General features: G+C 68.0%; 18 protein-coding genes and 3 pseudogenes. 6 read left to right on the top strand and 15 right to left on the bottom strand.

Features of this window, described 5'->3' with window-relative positions; translation table 11 throughout:
- Positions 1-605: 605 nt before the first annotated feature.
- The gene (locus tag AB0M62_RS34150; RefSeq protein WP_366078236.1) at positions 606-1166 is read left to right on the top strand and encodes a hypothetical protein; all 561 of its coding nucleotides are present in this window, start codon (positions 606-608) and stop codon (positions 1164-1166) included.
- Positions 1167-1267: 101 nt separating this feature from the next.
- Here the strand turns inward: AB0M62_RS34150 and AB0M62_RS34155 are convergent, their stop codons facing one another.
- Positions 1268-1582 carry a hypothetical protein gene (locus tag AB0M62_RS34155; RefSeq protein WP_366078237.1) on the bottom strand — a complete coding sequence of 105 codons (315 nt, stop codon included), beginning with the start codon at positions 1580-1582 and terminating at the stop codon, positions 1268-1270.
- A gap of 234 nt (positions 1583-1816) precedes the next feature.
- On the opposite strand from AB0M62_RS34155, the pseudogene AB0M62_RS34160 reads away from it, so the two are divergent.
- Positions 1817-3032: pseudogene (locus AB0M62_RS34160) on the top strand (IS701 family transposase).
- A gap of 176 nt (positions 3033-3208) precedes the next feature.
- Here AB0M62_RS34160 and AB0M62_RS34165 read toward each other — a convergent pair.
- The 6 genes from AB0M62_RS34165 to AB0M62_RS34190 form a co-directional block, all read right to left on the bottom strand.
- Positions 3209-3466, bottom strand: coding sequence for a hypothetical protein (locus AB0M62_RS34165; RefSeq protein WP_366078220.1), 258 nt, complete (start codon positions 3464-3466; stop codon positions 3209-3211).
- Positions 3463-4488: an HTTM domain-containing protein gene (locus AB0M62_RS34170; protein WP_366078221.1), complete on the bottom strand. Its 1026-nt coding sequence runs from the start codon at positions 4486-4488 to the stop codon at positions 3463-3465. Before AB0M62_RS34170 ends, AB0M62_RS34165 begins: the two co-directional genes overlap by 4 nt.
- Complete coding sequence (locus AB0M62_RS34175; protein WP_366078222.1) at positions 4485-5096, bottom strand: DUF5819 family protein; 612 nt, start codon at positions 5094-5096, stop codon at positions 4485-4487. Before AB0M62_RS34175 ends, AB0M62_RS34170 begins: the two co-directional genes overlap by 4 nt.
- 29 nt (positions 5097-5125) lie before the next feature.
- Complete coding sequence (locus AB0M62_RS34180; RefSeq protein ID WP_366078223.1) at positions 5126-5473, bottom strand: hypothetical protein; 348 nt, start codon at positions 5471-5473, stop codon at positions 5126-5128.
- Between the two features lie 32 nt (positions 5474-5505).
- Positions 5506-5802 carry a hypothetical protein gene (locus AB0M62_RS34185; RefSeq protein ID WP_366078224.1) on the bottom strand — a complete coding sequence of 99 codons (297 nt, stop codon included), beginning with the start codon at positions 5800-5802 and terminating at the stop codon, positions 5506-5508.
- Between the two features lie 158 nt (positions 5803-5960).
- On the bottom strand, positions 5961-6365 hold the full coding sequence (locus AB0M62_RS34190) for a helix-turn-helix transcriptional regulator (RefSeq protein ID WP_366078234.1): 405 nt from the start codon (positions 6363-6365) through the stop codon (positions 5961-5963).
- 123 nt (positions 6366-6488) lie between these two features.
- Here AB0M62_RS34190 and AB0M62_RS34195 point away from each other — a divergent pair, with 123 nt between their 5' ends.
- A complete protein-coding gene (locus AB0M62_RS34195) occupies positions 6489-7967 on the top strand; it encodes an NAD(P)/FAD-dependent oxidoreductase (RefSeq protein ID WP_366078225.1) in 1479 nt (492 codons plus the stop codon).
- A 23-nt stretch (positions 7968-7990) separates the two neighbouring features.
- On the opposite strand, the gene AB0M62_RS34200 is transcribed toward AB0M62_RS34195, so the two are convergent.
- Together AB0M62_RS34200 and AB0M62_RS34205 are read right to left on the bottom strand one after the other, a co-directional pair.
- Positions 7991-8341 carry a hypothetical protein gene (locus tag AB0M62_RS34200; protein ID WP_366078226.1) on the bottom strand — a complete coding sequence of 117 codons (351 nt, stop codon included), beginning with the start codon at positions 8339-8341 and terminating at the stop codon, positions 7991-7993.
- Positions 8342-8523: 182 nt separating this feature from the next.
- Positions 8524-8997: pseudogene (locus AB0M62_RS34205) on the bottom strand (acyl-CoA thioesterase domain-containing protein); the annotation flags it as partial.
- On the opposite strand from AB0M62_RS34205, the gene AB0M62_RS34210 reads away from it, so the two are divergent.
- On the top strand, positions 8902-10338 hold the full coding sequence (locus tag AB0M62_RS34210) for an IS1380 family transposase (protein ID WP_366078235.1): 1437 nt from the start codon (positions 8902-8904) through the stop codon (positions 10336-10338). The pseudogene AB0M62_RS34205 and the gene AB0M62_RS34210 overlap by 96 nt on opposite strands.
- A gap of 249 nt (positions 10339-10587) precedes the next feature.
- On the opposite strand, the gene AB0M62_RS34215 is transcribed toward AB0M62_RS34210, so the two are convergent.
- From AB0M62_RS34215 to AB0M62_RS34230, 4 genes and pseudogenes are all read right to left on the bottom strand, one after another.
- A complete protein-coding gene (locus AB0M62_RS34215; protein WP_366078227.1) occupies positions 10588-11451 on the bottom strand; it encodes a tetratricopeptide repeat protein in 864 nt (287 codons plus the stop codon).
- 139 nt (positions 11452-11590) lie between these two features.
- Positions 11591-13057 carry an NB-ARC domain-containing protein gene (locus AB0M62_RS34220; protein WP_366078228.1) on the bottom strand — a complete coding sequence of 489 codons (1467 nt, stop codon included), beginning with the start codon at positions 13055-13057 and terminating at the stop codon, positions 11591-11593.
- The gene (locus AB0M62_RS34225) at positions 13054-13509 is read right to left on the bottom strand and encodes a hypothetical protein (protein WP_366078229.1); all 456 of its coding nucleotides are present in this window, start codon (positions 13507-13509) and stop codon (positions 13054-13056) included. The genes AB0M62_RS34220 and AB0M62_RS34225 overlap by 4 nt, the downstream gene beginning before the upstream one ends.
- 243 nt (positions 13510-13752) lie before the next feature.
- Positions 13753-14027: pseudogene (locus AB0M62_RS34230) on the bottom strand (FAD-linked oxidase C-terminal domain-containing protein); the annotation flags it as partial.
- Between the two features lie 32 nt (positions 14028-14059).
- Between AB0M62_RS34230 and AB0M62_RS34235 the strand changes: the two are divergent.
- Together AB0M62_RS34235 and AB0M62_RS34240 are read left to right on the top strand one after the other, a co-directional pair.
- Positions 14060-14446, top strand: coding sequence for a hypothetical protein (locus tag AB0M62_RS34235; protein ID WP_366078230.1), 387 nt, complete (start codon positions 14060-14062; stop codon positions 14444-14446).
- A gap of 66 nt (positions 14447-14512) precedes the next feature.
- Entirely contained in the window at positions 14513-14761 is a 249-nt protein-coding gene (locus AB0M62_RS34240) for a hypothetical protein (protein WP_366078231.1), read from the top strand.
- A gap of 48 nt (positions 14762-14809) precedes the next feature.
- Here AB0M62_RS34240 and AB0M62_RS34245 read toward each other — a convergent pair whose 3' ends face one another.
- Complete coding sequence (locus tag AB0M62_RS34245) at positions 14810-15250, bottom strand: hypothetical protein (RefSeq protein WP_366078232.1); 441 nt, start codon at positions 15248-15250, stop codon at positions 14810-14812.
- Positions 15251-15267: 17 nt separating this feature from the next.
- On the bottom strand, positions 15268-16020 hold the full coding sequence (locus AB0M62_RS34250) for a hypothetical protein (protein ID WP_366078233.1): 753 nt from the start codon (positions 16018-16020) through the stop codon (positions 15268-15270).
- Positions 16021-16308: the final 288 nt, after the last annotated feature.

Here is a 16308-nt window from a genome sequence, read left to right on the forward strand (position 1 = left end):
CGGTCAGGCCCCCACCCTCCGGATAACGCATACCACCGGCATACCGCAGGGATCATGAACCGTCACTCCCCGACGACAACCCGCAAAGCTCAGTAACTGCTCAGCTTTGACACATTCTCCCGGCCCGCCCCGCCAGTCCTTCTCAACCCCCGCAGGCTTGGCCTTCCGCCCGGCCTCACACGCGTGACCACACCCCGCCGTAACACCTCCCGCACGGCCGCTCCCGGCCCCGCCGCGAGCGTTGCTGCTCGTGCAGCTGAATGTCGTGGTTCCTCTGGGGGCCGCCGTGGTCGTGGAGGCCACGGGTTACGGGGCGACCTACCTGACGAATCTGCGTCTGGCGCGCCTCTGGACCGGGTCAACCACCAGCTCAAGAGCGATCCCGCGAGGCCTGTAAGGTGCTTGCCGTCGCCCGCGCCACCGTCGACGAGGTGGTCAAGTTCGTGCCGGCCGGGCAGGACGCCGTACCGGAGGAGGAGTTCTGAACGCCGGCAGGCCGGGCGGTTCGGAACGCCGAGCCGGGACGACGGTTCCAGCTGGACCGGCTGCTGGTGGTCCGCGACACCTACCGCGAGCTGGGCTGAGAGGCAGGAGCGAGATAACCGATGCTGACCGCAAGGACGCTGGACGAGGCGCAGGTCTATGTGAGTCTGACGATCGCGGCCGACCAGACCGCACCGGCCGTGGAGCCCCCGCCGATCGTGCCCGGTTCGAACCTGACCGAGGGTGCGGACGCCTGGACCCTCGCCTCGCCAGCCGGTGACATCGCGATCTCGTACGCGTCGGAGGACGCGGCCCGCACGTTCGGCGCGCGGTTCGGGCTGGGGCTTTCGCAGCTCGTCGACGCCGCCCAGTGGGCCGTGGTGGCGGCGACGTACGCGCGCCGGGCGCTGGAGGCGGACATGGCCTACACCGGTGGTCCGGACCAGGATCGGTTCGGCGTCGAGCTGAACTGGGAGTTCGCCGCAGATGCGGCCGGCGAGGCGCTGAAGTTTCTGCCGGACGGTGCGGACGTGGTGCCGGACGAGGGTGTCTGGTCCGAGTTCGGCCGCCAGTCCCGCGCGCGGAACCCGGAGCTGGTGACCCGCGCGAAGCTCACCGACGACCTGGAGTACTACCGGGGAACGCTCGCGGACTTCCGCGCGCTCTACGGCGAGACGTCCTGAGGATTGGTCAGCTCGATCCTGATCGTGCAGGCGGTCCCACAGTCCCGTGACCACATACCCGCGGAACAACTGGTACGAGATCTCGTCGGCGCCGTGCTCATCTAGAGCCGCTCGAGGATCCGCTTCACCGTGTGCCGCTGCTGGCGCGGCGCGTCCAGGTCCGCCCGCAGCATCTCGTCGATCAACGGCTTGAACGGATCCAGCCGGGTCGCCCTCGGCGGTAGTTGCTTCCTCGGCTCCGGCCATTCCGACGGCAAGGCCTTTACGATGACGGTCTCGCTGAAGTCCTGGACCAGGCCGATTGTCTTTCCCTTCACGATGCCGCCGGAACGTTCAGGGGTGAAGTTCCGCTCGACCTCGCTGTGTGCGTGGATCGAGGCTGTGACGTCGCCAGTGAGGACCATCGTCAGAGCCATCTCCGGAACGCCGAACTGCCGGCAATCAGGCTGATCGCGGAGTGCATGTTCTCGATGACTCCGGTTAGTACTCCAGCCGGACTTCTCCATTACTGCTGGTCAACGGCTTGAGTGTGGGGAGTGTAGCGGGGCGGGGTTGGGGGCGGGGCGGTCTTGGCGGACCGTCCCGCGAACGTGTGGCCACGCTGCATGTAGTGACAGCGGGCCGAGCAGTCCGTAGGCGTGATCAATGATGTGCCCACGAGTGCCTGGGGCCATGAACTCGAGAATCTATTCCTCCGGGCCGGAGCCTGCTTCGCCCGGATCGAACCCCGACGCCGGGCGGGACTACGTGCGCGGGCTGCTGGGCCCGGTGGGCCGCAAGAACGGCTGGCAACTCGCTGAGTACGCCGGCCACGCCACCCCGGACGGACTCCAGCACTTGCTGTCCCACAGTCGTTGGGACGCCGACCGTCTCCGCGATGACCTGCAGACCTATGCAGCAGAGCAACTCGGCACATCAGAAGGTGTGCTGATCATTGACGACACTGGCTTCGTCAAGAAGGGCACCACCTCGGCCGGGGTGCAACGGCAATATTCCGGGACCGCGGGCCGGACCGAGAACTGTCAGATCGGTGTCTTCGCCGCCTACGCCACCACACGCGGTCACGCCCTGGTCGACCGCGAGCTCTACCTGCCCAAGTCCTGGACCGAAGACCGTGAGCGCTGCCGAGCGGCCCGGATCCCCGACGAGCGTGACTTCACCACCAAGAACGACCTCGCCCGGGCCATGATCCTGCGAGCCCTGGACTCCTCGCTCGCCTTCTCGTGGGTCACCGCGGATTCCGCCTACGGCCAGGATTCCCGCTTCCGCCGTTTCCTGGAAGACATCGGTCTGTCCTACGTCGTCGCGGTCCCCAAGTCGCAGCAGGTCCACGGTCCCCGCATCGACTACCTCATCGGTCAGGCCCCGCCCGAGGCATGGCAACGCCTGTCCTGCGGCGAAGGCGCCAAGGGACTACGGCTCTACGACTGGGCGGCGGCCCGGCTGCCCGCCGTCGGGGAGTTCGACGGCGACGAGCCCACGCGGCAACGCTGGATGCTCGCCCGCCGCAGCATCGCCAGGCCTGACGAGACCGCCTACTACCTGGCCAGTGCACCGCTGGACGCCACCGTCGCTGACCTGGCCCGCATCGCGGGCTGCCGCTGGAAGATCGAGGAATGCTTCCAGAACGCGAAGAACGAGTGCGGCCTGGACCAGTACGAAGTCCGCCGCTACGTCGGCTGGTACCGGCACATCACACTCGTCATGCTCGCGCACATCTTCCTCGCGGCGATGGCTGTCCAGGAACGCGAAAAAGGGGTGACGCGGCCGACACACCCGACCTCGTGGACCTCACCCCGGCAGAAATCCGCCGTCTGCTGGCAGTTGAACCCCGCCGCCACCCTGCACGACGCGGTCACGCGATGAGCTGGTCGCACTGGAGACGCCGCCACCAAGCACGTGCCCGGCCCTGTCACTACATGCGGCGTGGCCACACGTTCGCGGGACGGTCCGCCAAGACCGCCCCCTCCCCAACCCCGCCCCGCTACACTCCCCACACTCAAGCCGTTGACCAGCAGTAATGGAGAAGTCCGGCTGGAGTACTAGGGCCGGGCGCGCTCGGCGTCCGTCAGCCTGCCCCTGACGAACGGATACACCAGCGCATAGCCGAGGGCGACGCAGCCCGCGGCGATGCCTGGCCAGCGCAACGCGACATCCCACTCCTGGCCGAAGAAGCGTGCCAGTCCGGAAATCACGAGGAATGTGACCGCCGTCAGCAGCACGGCTGACCACAGGTATCCCAGACGTGACTTGACCTTGCCCGGTAGGAAGTTGCTCAGTAACTCCGCCAACAGCATCATGTCGTGACCTCAGACTCTCGGGGTGCGGGCTCGGGCAGCTGGATGGGCCGGGGACGCTCAGCGTCGGCACGCGCCCGATCTTCCCACATCCCCTTGCCGGTGATCCGGTCAGTTGTCCTACGAGCGAGGGCAAGGGCTCTGTCGATACCCCCGCTGAGGAAGATGAGGTCGCAGGCGATCATCGTCAGGGCGAAGCTGGTCAGGCCCATGAGTGCCCCGATCGACAGGTGGAAGCCGATGGAGGCGAGAGCCGCCCAGGCACGCAGCCGCGGCACCAGGATGCTGAGCGGAAAATAGACCTGAAACAGTACCGACGCATAGGTGCCGAGGTAGACGAGGAGGTCGCTGTCGTAGACGAGGTCGGACACTCCCGGCCATGTGAATTCGGGAATGCGGAGGATGTAGAAGAGGGCGGTGCCGTCCTGCCAGACGTCTCCTTGGACCTTGTACAGGCCGCTGACCATATAGACGAGGCAGATCTGGGTCGCGATGGCAAGGACGCCCAGATTGTGCACAGGCGTCGACAGGGCTCGCACACCACCCGGAAGCCGCCGCACGAGAAGGCCGGCCGCTCCTGTGGAGAACGAGAACCGGTCGTAGCAGCGGGTCAGCATCAGCATGGGGATGACGAGATAGGCGAGGTTGTCGCCGCCGTCGATGATGGCGAACTGACGCTGGTAGACAGACCAGAGGAAGACCCAGTGCAGAGCGAGTCCGACCCGTCCGCCGACGCCCAACGTCACGGCCAGGGCGATCAGTGCCCCACCGTAGAAGACCGCTTCGGACCAGGCCGGGGACGCGCTCCAGGTGTACAGACTGAAAGTGCCGGCATCGCGGACCTGACGGACGAACTCGTCCTGGGGTACGACTCCGTCGGGGCCGAAGAGGTAGGCCCGGTCGCCGTACTGGCTCACGTAGAACATGAGGCCGACGAACCCGAGCAGACAGCGCGCCGCCGACACACCGACGATGCCCGTCGGACGCGATGCCCAGGTGTCGAGGGCCGAGGACAGCTTCTTCACCGCAGTTCCTTCACCTTCCGCCAGGCGAAGTCCTCCACCTCGACCTTGCCTTCGGCCTTGGGGCTCTTCCGCTGTGACCATGGGGGCAGTTGGTGTATGTACATGCGGACCTGTATCTCGCTCGGCTGCCCGTCGCCGCACGGAGTCGGCATCTGTCCCATCGAGTACCGGGAGAGGAAGGTGATCGTCTCGTCCCTGGAGGACTTCTCGAAAGGCGTTGCGGGGATGAGGGGCTTCTTTTCGTTCAGGGAATTCTGGCGGAGTCGGTTCATCAACTCGTCGTGGTTGCTGATTGCTTGAAGACCGTTGGTCACCAGACGTGACATGCGGGACGGGAAGAACCGGCTGTCCTGCGCCGCCTTGATGTGCGGGTGCGTGACATCGTAGAAATCGGTCACGCTGCCGTCGGAGCACTTCGCGCGAGCGAGGATTCCCCTGTCGTCGGTGATGGGGTCGGGGGCGAAGAGCATCCAGTTCTGCGCGAAATATGGCTCGAGATAGGAACTGACCGTTTCCTCGTAGCGCACCTTCGCGGGGCTGAGCGGGGCCTGGGACAAAGCGGACATGGTGAAGTGACCGCCCAGGAGGGCGGCGCCGACGAGCAGCACCGCCCTCCTGAGTTCTTGGTGCTGCGGTCTCACTTGTCGAAGACCACGTCAGCGGGTACGGGGGCCTGGTCGGACACACCGGCCGGCGGTGCGCCCCAGAGGCTGCCGATGATGCTGTGGTTGCTGGCGCCGGAACCGGTGGCCGCCTTGCCGTGGACGTATGCCTTGCCCGCAGCCTTGCCCACCGCCTTGGCCGCCTTCCCTGCGATGCTGCCGATCACCTGCGGCGTGTCGATCGGGCCGGTGGCCTGGGCGGTGGCCGCAGTCTGCGCGACGGGGGTCGCGGGGGCTGCCTGGGCTGAACCCTGCAGCGTGACGGCGATCAGCGAACCGCCGAGCGCCACGCCGACCGCAGCGGCGGCGAACTTCTTCTTCATGGGAATCCCTCGTTTCAGGTAATGGTCAACGGCTACTTGTCGAACACCACGGCGGCGTCCACCCCGGAAACGGGGGTGTACGACGGAGTCGAGTCGTCGCCCCGCACCCCCGCGGCCTTGGCCGCTCTCGTGGCCCTGGCCGCGTTGGTGGCGAGGTTGGCCGCCTTCAGTGCCGCGCTGCCGACCCACTGCTCGGACTTGCCGCCCGCCGTGGAAGTGACGGCTCCCGGCGTCTGCGCGACGGGCGCAGCCAACGCGGGGCCCTGCACGGAAACGATCAGAACTGCTCCACCCGCCACGACGGCGGCAGATGCAATCAACTTCTTCATGTCGCTCCTTCTCAGCGATGTCCCATCGGTTCCGTTTGCACGGAACCGATGGGAACAAAAGAAAGCGGGCCCACGAGGCGCCGACCCGCTCCACTATTTCGAAGGGAAACGATCCTGACTAGTGACATCTTCGGCATTGCCGGTAGCGGCAATGCCGGTTACGGCAAGAGAACCTCGCGCTGCCGATCACCGACGAGAGCGGCTTGAAGGCGGGACTTCACTCCGAGCTTTCGGGTTATATTTGCGAGATGAGCGCGCACAGTGCGCGAGGCGATGCCAAGCTCCCGTGCGAGCTCCTTGTCCGGCATCCCATCCGCCAGCATGAGGAGGACTTCACGTTCACGCCGGGTAAGCCGCAGAACCCTCTCTGACGCCGCATCCATATTCGCCGATGCAGTTCGTGAACTTGCTTCATCGTCGCTCATAATTTCCCCCTGGACGTGTGGTTCGCATTTCAATTCCCCGTGTTCTTCCGCCCGTCGACCGGTCACGTCAACAGGCAACAGGCAACAGCGACCCACCATCTTACCCGCGCCGAGAGGATGCCTTTCGTTCCCCCTCATGGCGGAAGCGAATGTTCCGAAAACCGGGAACGGCACCGGCACGTTGCCTGTATGAGCCAAATTACGAACACAATCAGCCACGCCTCCACTCGCTCGCCAGTGGATCCTGCCCTAGGAGAAGGAATGCCAGTTGACGCGGTGGTCGTGGGTACAGGCCCGAACGGCCTGGCAGCAGCCGTCACGCTCGGACGAGCCGGCCTGTCGGTCGAGCTCCACGAGGCCGAGGACACCATCGGGGGTGGCCTTCGAACGGAGGCCGTTTTCGACTCGGACATAGTCCACGACATCTGTTCGGCCGTACACCCGATGGCCGAGGCTTCCCCCTTTTTCAGGGAGTTCGACCTGGCGTCCCGAAATGTGCACATGCTCCACCCCGCCATCAGCTATGCCAATCCACTCGACCGGGGAGCTGCCGCACTCGCATATCGCGATCTCGATTCGACCTGCGAGCTCCTGGGCGAGGACGGACCACGCTGGCGCCGTCTCATGCAGCCTCTGCTGGAGAATTCTTCGGGGATTGCCGACCTCATATTGAAGGGGCAGCGCAGTCTCCCCGAAGACCCCATTGCGGCCCTGCTCATGGCGAGCCGTCTTCTGACTTACGGCACACGCGTCGGCATCAGCCGATTCACCACGGAGCCGGCCAGATCCCTTCTCGCCGGCGTCGCTGCACATGCCGTGGGCCCGCTTCCCTCAATCCCCGCCGCGGCAGTCGCCATGCTGCTTGGTCATCTTGCCCACGGAACCGGATGGCCCCTTCCGCGAGGCGGGAGTGCGCGAATCGCTGAGGCCATGGCGCAGGACATATCGGCGCACGGAGGAGTCTTTCACACCGGACATCGCGTGACAGATCTGCGGGGGCTGCGGCATTCCGCCAAACTGGTCCTGCTGGATGTCAGCCCCAGAGCATTCTTGAAGATGTCGAAGGGTCACCTCTCTCCCCGGTACCGACGCAGCCTCGAGCGCTACCGCTACGGCCCGGGGGCGGCGAAGGTCGATTTCCTCGTCAGCGAGCAAGTCCCCTGGAAGAACCCTGCCGTCGGCGGCGCGGCCACGGTGCATCTGGGAGGCACACACAAGGAGGTCTTTGCTGCCGAGACGGCCGTCTCCGCCGGCGTCTGCGCACGGGAACCGTTCGTTCTCCTGGTCGATCCGTCCGTCGCCGATCCCGATCGAGCGAAGCGTGGGAAGCGCCCTCTCTGGGCCTATGCGCATGTCCCCAACGGCGATGACAGCGACCCGACACAGCTGATCACGTCACGTATCGAACGGTACGCACCCGGATTCGCCGACACCGTCATAGCCGGTCGCGGCATCAGCGCCGCAGCCTACGAAAGGTACAACCCCAACTACGTGGGAGGAGACATCGGCGGTGGCGCGATGACCCTCCGACAGTCGGTCCTGCGCCCCGCACCCCGCTTGGATCCATACAGAACACCCCTGCCGGGCGTCTATCTCTGCTCGGCCTCGACCCCTCCCGGACCTGGAGTCCACGGAATGTCCGGGCACCTCGCCGCATTGTCGGCCTTGCGTCACGAGTTCGGTGTCCGCACGTCCCCGGCTCTGGGGCCCTGCTCCCACACCACGGCGCGTCTCGGCTGAACCCGAGGCGCGCCCCGCCACGTTCATCGCGGTGCGATGAACAAGCTCTGCGCGCTGCGGCCGATCGGGCCCTTCTCGTCGTGGAGTTGGGCGTCGGCCAGGCCGATTCCCGGCGCGTCCACGCTCGTGCGGGCGTCGACGCACACCCATTCACCCACCGGGTGGCGGTGCAGATGCACCGTCAGGTCCGGGTTGATGAAGACGGTCCGGCTGAAGTCGAGCACGTTGCTGATGCCGTTGCCGGAGTCCGCCGCGACGAGGACGCGGTCCAGGGGGCGGGGTTCGTACCCGGCGATGAGGGCAGGCGCATCCGCATCCAGCACGTTCCCGGGCCCAGTTCGCGGAACGCTCCCTCGGTGAAACGGGTTCCCCATCGCCGTGTGGTAGCCGACGTCCCACGGGACACCGAAGAACGGGGTGACGGCGGTATCCGAAGAGGACGGGACCAGCGGCCCTGGGCAACGACCGGTCCTGGCTCCTGTGTCGTACGGATGCGCAGCGCCCGGGCCAGCATCACCGGTGCGCCGCCCTCCGGCGCGAGCGTCGCCTCCACGACCTCGACGCTGCGGCCGGACCGCACCACGGACGTCGTCACTTCCAGGGGACTGATGGCCACCGGGCGCAGGATCTCGTACGTGACGCGGGCGAGCCGCATGTCCGTACGCGCACCCGGGCGCTCCTCCAGGGCCCGGATCAGCAGGGCGGCGGGCGGGCCGGCGTGCTGGGACGTGGCGTCCCAGGGGGCCGCGGGTGACCCGGATCCAGGATGCGGATCGTGTCCGCCGCTTCCAGCCTGGCCAGCGAGGCAATGAAGTCCGCGGCAGGGGCAGGGGTGAAGTACTAGCCTCGCTGTTTCACTTGGTGTGGGGCCGGGGTCTGTGCGGTGACGCGAAAGTGCCTTCTGAGCTGGGACGATGAACCTTGTCGAGGGGTTCTGTCGGTCCAGGCGGAAGGCACTTTCTGCGTGCAGGGTATCGGTTCGCGTCCCAAGCTTCATGTCTCTGCTGACGGTGCCGGGGTGGTCAGCCATGCGGGGTCCCGCCTGCTGGCGGATCTTGCCGATGCCACCGGGCTGACCAGCGCGTACTCCACCGCGTTGGGGCCACTTCGGCCACGCGGCACCGGCCACGACCCGGGCCGGATCGCCACCGATCTCGCAGTGATGCTCGCTGATGGCGGCGAGGCCATCACGGATCTGGCCGTGCTGCGGGACCAGGGTGAAGTGTTCGGCCCGGTCGCCTCGACACCGACGGCCTGGCGGCTGCTCGCCGACATCGACGAGACCGGACTCGCTCGGCTGCGAACGGCCCGCGCCCAGGCACGAGAGGTCGCCTGGCTGCAGGCCGCCGAGACCCGCTCCGGCATACCGGCGGTGAAGGCCGGCGGACGGGAACTTCCCGGCCTGGTCCTGGACATCGACGCCACGCTGGTGACCTGCCACTCCGAGAAGGACCAAGCCGCACCCACCTATAAAGGCGGCTTCGGCTTCCACCCTCTGGTGTGTTTCCTGGCCAACACCGGCGAGGGCACGTCCGGGCAGCTGCGGCCCGGCAACGCCGGAGCCAACACCGCCGCCGATCACATCGCGGTGCTGGACGACGCGCTCGCGCAGATCCCCGACGTCCACCGGCACGGGACCGACATCCTCGTCCGCACGGACAGCGCCGGATCCGCGAAAGCCTTCCTCGCCCACGTCCGAGACCTGCGGATACGAGGAATCCGCACCTTCTTCTCGGTCGGATACGCGGTCACCGAGCCGGTCCGCCGCGCAATCCGGGCCCTGCCCGAACAGGTCTGGCACCCCGCCCTGGACCAGGACGGAACACTGCGTGCCGGCGCCGAGGTCGCCGAGCTGACCGGCATGGTCGACCTTGCCGGCTATCCGGACGGCACCCGCATCATCGTGCGCCGCGAGCGCCCGCACCCCGGCGCCCAACTGTCCCTGTTCGACCAGGACGAGGGCCTGCGGCACCAGGTCTTCCTCACCGACACGCCGTTCGCCGGCGAGGGCTCCGCCCAGTTCCTGGAGGTCCGTCACCGCGGGCATGCCACCGTCGAGGACCACATCCGGTGCGGCAAGACCACCGGCTTCGGCCGCTTCCCCTCCCGCCACTTTCTGGTCAACGCCGCTTGGCTCGAACTCAGCCTCGCGGCGATCGACCTCCTCGTCTGGACCCGCGTCCTCCTGCTGGACGGCGATCTGGCCACCGCCGAACCCAAGAAACTGCGCTACCGAATCCTGCACGTCGCCGGCCGGATCACCCGCGGCGGCCGCCGCCTGCGCATGCGGATATCGGCGACCTGGCCCTGGAGACATGAACTCGCGGCCGCATTCCACCGCCTGGCCGCCCTGCCTCGCCCCGCCAACTGAACGACCGCCCTCTGACCACCCGCGACCCGAAGGACCTTGGAGAACCCGGCCCACCGCGCCGGGCCCTTACCATGCCCACCGACCGACACCGCTCCAAACAACCCCGCTCAGCCACCCAGCAGCCTCAACTGAAACAGCGAGGTTAGGGCGAACGCATCCCGGCGAATGGGTGCACCTGGATCAGGAACCGAGTGATCCTCCTCGGCGCCGAGGCTGTCCACGATTTTGGGTGAAGGGCGTTGCCACTCTTCACGGGCCAGGCTCCTCCAGTTCCTCAAGCCACGCCTCGGCAGCTCCCGCCTCTGTGCTGCCGATGCGCCTATAGATGGCCACGGCCTGACGGAGGTTGGTCAGCGCGGCTGCCCGGTCGGCCTGCGCTTCACAGCGCGCGATGCCTTCCAGAGCCCCCTGGCTGCGCACGTCCATGGCGATCTGCAGGGCCTCTCGGTAAGCGGCGAGTGCCTCGTCGGGGCGTGCGCTGATGGCTAGTAGAGCGCCCTTTACGTTGAGCACCTGGGCCACGCCCCGCCGGTCACCGATCTCTGTGTAGAGAGCCAGTGCACGGTTCAGCAGTGCGGCCGCCTCCGGATGTGCTCCGGCCGCGGTGTGCATCACGCCCAGGGCGTGGCAGGCGTTGGCCTCGCCATGCCGTTGGCCGAGTTCCTGGAACAGGGCGAGAGCTTGCTCCTCGAGCAGAAGCGCAGTCGCATGGTCGCCCGTCTCGTGCCGATGCCAACCCAGCGCGCCGCAGGAGCGCGCCTCGCCCAGCCGGTCCCCGAGCTCTCGGCAGCGGTTCAGGGCCTGTTCCAGCATTTCGCCGCCGACGGCGTATTCGCCCACCGCACACTTCACCCGCCCGAGGTCGTGCAGGGAGCGGGCCTCGCCCCAGTCGTCGTCGAGTCCGGCGTACAGGGCCAGGGCCTGCTCCTGGAACCGTGCGGACGCCGGATAGTCCTCGATCATCTCCCGCAGCCGGCCGAGGGCGCTGAGCACTCGTGCCTCGCCGTTGCGGTCGCCGAGTTCCCGGTACAGGACCAGGGCGCGCTCCTGGACGCGCATCGCATCCGAGAACTCGCTCTTCGCGCTTGTTATTCGGCCGATTTCATGCAGCACGGCCCCTTGGCCGTACCGGTCGCCGACTGCAACGTAGAGCGCCAGCGCCCGCTCCTGCGGGCCGATCGCGGAGGCATAGTCCCCGGCGGCGGACCTGATCCATCCGAGGTCGTGGAGGGCGTCGGCCTCTGCCCGCCGGTCACCGCATTGGTGTGCGGACGCGGATGCCGCCCGGTGCAGCGCCGCCTTCTTCCAGGGCCCCTCCAGGCGCAGAAAGGGGGCCGCTGCGGCGGCAAGGCGAACAACCCGGGGGTGGTCGGAGACGGCAACGGCGTGGTCGGCGCAGGCGAGAAGGTTGTGGCGTTCGGCACGCACAAGCCAAGGCCCCTTCGACGGTGGCCTGTTCAGGGACGTCCGGCCCTGAGGGAGCGGACGGCGGCCCGCCGGGGCGAATGTGACGGGCCAGTCGCCGGCCCGCGGCTTCGGCGGCGTGCGCGTAGTGGTCAAGGAGTCGAGCGGTGGCCTCCTTCCGGTCGGCTGCCGGATCCTCGGCTACGCGGCTCCGGGCATAGGTGCGCAGCAGATCGTGCAGGCGGTAGCGGCCGGGGGCGGTCTCGTCGACGAGGTGGTCCGTGTACAGCATCTCCATCCGGTGACGGGCCGCCACGAGCGGGATGCCGTCGAGGGCGGCGGCAGCACGGGCATCGGTGTCGGAGCCCGGATGAAGTCCGAGGCGACGGAAGAGACGCTGCTGGTCGACGGGCAGGTCGCGGTACGAGAGGTCGAAGGCGGCAGCCACTGCGCGTTCACCGGCCCGCAGTTCGGCGAGCCGGTCCTGCGAATCGGCGAACTCGGCGGTCAGCCGGTCGATGGTCCAGGCGGGATGGTGAGCGAGGCGGCCGGCGAGCAGGGCGATGGCCAGCGGCAGGTGTCCGCACAGCCTGACCGCCTCGGCGGCCGCCTCCACCTCTGCGCCGACCGGGTTACGCCTGGCGAGCCGGATGAACAGCTCGGTGGCCTGCGCGGGCGGCAGCACGTCCAGAGCGAGTGGCACGGCGCCCTCCAGAGCAACCAGGCGGCGTCGGCTTGTGATCAGTACGAAGCAGTCGCGGGCAGCGGGCAGTAGCGGTTCTACCTGGGTGGGGCCGGTCGCGTCGTCCAGGACCAGCAGCACTCTTTTGTCGTTCAGTTGGTCCCGCCACATCGCTGCCCGCGCATCGAGGCCGCCGGGGACGAGTTCGGGCGGGATGCCGCGCTGGACGAGCTGTTCGGCCAGCACATCAGCGGGGTTCGCGGGGCGCTGCCCTGGAGTGTGTCCGTGCAGCCGGATGAAGATCCGCCCGTCGGGGAACTGGCCGGCGAGCAGGTGTGCTGCCCGGGTCACGAGAGCGGTCTTGCCCACCCCTGGCATGCCGTCGACGGTGTGGATGGCGATGCTCCCGGCGCCGGCCGAGGCTTCGACGATCCTGCCGAGTTCGGCTTCGCGGCCGGTGAAGCCGGCCACGTCCCGTAGCACGGTATCGGTCAGCCCGATCGGCGCCCGTGCCGGCGCCGAGGTCGCATAGATCGTCTGGTGATAGTCCCTGCCCACCTGGGTGATCTGCCCGCTGCCGTCGACCCGCGCCCTGTGCTCCCTGCGCGGATCAGGTTCCTCGTGAAAGGTCATGGCCTGCCGGGCGGCTCACTGATGTGCGCATCGCGCCCGACCTGGATGATCCGGCCCGAACCGCGCAGTCTGGCGTCCTGCACGACCGCAGGGTTGTCCGTCCGCTCGTCGTGTCTTGTCGCCGGGACGAGGTGGTCGTCGAGCAGCCGCTGGAGTTCGTCGGCCAGCCCGGGGTCCTCGTCGAGCAACTGCTGCAGCTGGATCCGCCAGGAGCCGGCCAGCGCCTGCTCCGTATCCTCGTCCTCCCTGGCGCGGGCGGCCAGGACTTGTGCCCTTACCACTTCCAGATCGGCCCCGACGGCCTCGGCCCGTTGCGGACTGGCGCGGCGCCATACGGTCACCGCCGCGTTCCGAGCCTGCTGCCAGGCATCGGTGGCCATCGCGCTCACGAGCGCCGTCCCTGCCGCCAGTACGACCGGATCCATCGCCCACCCCCGTGCCCAGGAAGCCACCACTGTAGCGGTACGTCGTGACAGCGGAGAAGCGGGCAATCACCTTGAGTGGCACGGAAGTTACCGGGGCCGGGTGGAGGGCCGGCTCCCCGCGGCATCCTCGTCGTGGCATCCCTCCGCGTGGCGAGGAGCTTCACCGGTTGCGGAGATATGACACCGTCGAGGTGAGCGCGAAGACCGCGACCGGGACGACACCGAGAAGCACCCCGGGCGAGAGCGTGTCGGTCTACGGGGCGCCGGATCGAGCAGCACCCCGGGATTGAGGATCCCGGCGGGATCGAGTGCGTGCTTCGCGGCTCGCAGGGCGAAGGCGAACGGCTCCGGGCGCTGACGGTCGTAACCGGGCCGGTGGTCGCGGCCGACGGCATGGTGATGGGTGATGGTCGCCCCGTGATCACCGAGGATCTGCATAGCAGCGGACTTGATCTCGTCCCACATCGCGACTTCGGCACCCCGCCGGCCCGGAGCGATGACGGTGAAGCAGGGGCGGGCCCGTCCGGGTAGACGTGGGTGAAGCGGATCGGCTCGCCGCCCCGTCGGGCCGATCCGCGTGAAGGCCGAGGTCCATGCGCAGCGTGCCTCGACCAGTGGTTGCACGCTTCTGTGCCTGGCCCCGGCGGGCGGGCCGGACGCGGTCCAACTCTCCTTGACCGTCCTGGTCAACGTCAGCCGATCACAGCCCGAGGCGGGGCCGGACGCTGACCAGGACGACGAGGACGTCACGGTGTCGGTCGCGCTGGCCGTTACCGAAGAGGTCACGTACGAATTCGAGGCCGAGCTGGAGCTGCCCGCCCGCGCCGTCGCCGACCCCGAGGCGCTGCGCGACTGCCTGGCCGAGAATGAAGAAGTCTGGCTCGACCACCTCAACCCCCTCACTCACTGCGTCAGCGTCGATGAGCGCAGCCTGGACAACGCGGGCCTCGTCCTCGCCGCTTGACCCCCCGCCGGCCGACCGGCTGCGCCGTCGGCCGGCGTCCTCCGCCTCGCCTGCCGAAGGAGAACCGTGCCCGAGTGCCACGTGACCTGGGAGATCGATCTGAACGCGGCCGACCCGGTCGACGCTGCCCGCAAGGCCCTCGTCATTCAGCGCAACGCCGCGTCCTGGGCGACTGTCTTCACCGTTCACGGCGACTCCCAGACGGTCACCGCCGACCTGGACCCCGACTATTGCGACCCGTCCGGCGGCGGTGTTCCGCACGTCCTGGTGGAAGGGGACGGCCAGGGTGTCGCCCTTCCGCGTTTGCACGATTAGTGCCAGGGTGTCACCCGCGGCGATGTATGCCTGCCGGGTGCGTTGTGTCTACGAGCGGCTGAGCTTCCAGTCGGATGGCTTGCGACTGCGGTAGGCCTCGCCGGACATCACCGCGCCGCGGTTCCGTTCGAATTCGCGCGCCGCTTCGTGGATACCCCAACCAGCGGCGATAGCCGCGGCATCGCTCTTGGGCGGCTGACGGCGCTTGCGGCTGGCAGCGGTGGTGGTCTTCCTCGCCAGATTTAAGCAGAGGCGGTGGACTTCCCTATCAGCTCGGGTCTTGGCGGTGGGTCGGCCCGCGAGTGGCTCGCGGCAGAAGGAGCAATGGGACAGGGGAACCGGTGGCTTGAGCTTGGCTGGCGACGTTTTGGCGAAGCAGGCGCGGTGGCAGACCCTTCCCGAATGCGCCGTCACCCATGACTGCGTGCCGATCGGCTCGCGGCAAATCGGGCAGATCCGCTCGGCTATGTCGCGCTTTCTGCGTGCCATAGGGGCAGCGTATCGGCCTACTTAACGGTCGTCTGCTGTCGAAACTCGTGGACATTCGGCCGCGCCGCCCGCCGCCAAGTGCCCCCCGAAGTGGTGTCGAAGCGCTGCTCCTTCTCGGGAGCAGAGCCAGTCGAGACCGGCCCCGCGGTCTCGGTCGGCGTCGGCGTCGGTGTTGCCGTGGGGGCGGGGTTGTCACTGGCGGACGGTGACGGAGTGCCGGTCGCCGGGTCGTCCGAGGGAGTGCCGGTCGGAGCGTCGGATGGGCTCGGCGAGGCGGCATCGCTCGGCGTGATGGTGTCGGTCGGGGAGACGCTCGCCTCTGGCGTTTCCTCGCCGTCGAGGGAGTAGGCGGCCGGCTCTGCCGTCAGCGCGTGTGACTTGCCGGGGTCGACCATGTCGAGCCGCATGCCCTTGGGTAGTTGGCCGGCTCCGCCGACGCGGACCTCGACGCCGTCGGACGGGCCGAACCAGGCCGGGCCGGCCGCGCCCCGCAGCCCCTTACGCGGGCCGTCGGCGGCCGCGTTGCCTTCGGAATCGAGCGTCAGCCACTTCGACCACTTGCCGGACTCGGCACTGCGGGCACGCGCCCGGATGGTGCCGGTGACGTTCTTCTCCGGCTCGCTCCAGGACACTCCCAGCATGCTGAACGGCTTCGTGTCACGCTCTGGGAGCGACGCGGTGGTGCCGTCGGTCTGCAGGTCGGTCGAAGTTACCGGGGTGTCGATCGTCCCCGCCTGAGGCGCTTTGGCATCAGAGTCAGGACCGGTCACCCCCTGGAGGACCAGCACCCCGCACAGCCCGACCGCCACTGCACCCGCCGTGACGCCGCTTCACGCAGACCCCACCCCTCGACTAGAACCCGAGCGGGTCGATCTTCACATCCGGCGTCGCCGGGTCGCATGCCCCGGGGGAACGTACATCTCCTGGGTGAGCGTGGCTTGGTTGGCGACAGCACGCATTGCGCTCTCTTGAAAATCACCTGCAGTGATACGCGTTGGCGCGGTTCATGCGGTCTGTTCGCGCGAGGCGATGGTGACGTCCATGCCGAGGGCAGCGAG

The organism is Streptomyces sp. NPDC051219, assembly GCF_040682335.1.
GTDB lineage: Bacteria > Actinomycetota > Actinomycetes > Streptomycetales > Streptomycetaceae > Streptomyces.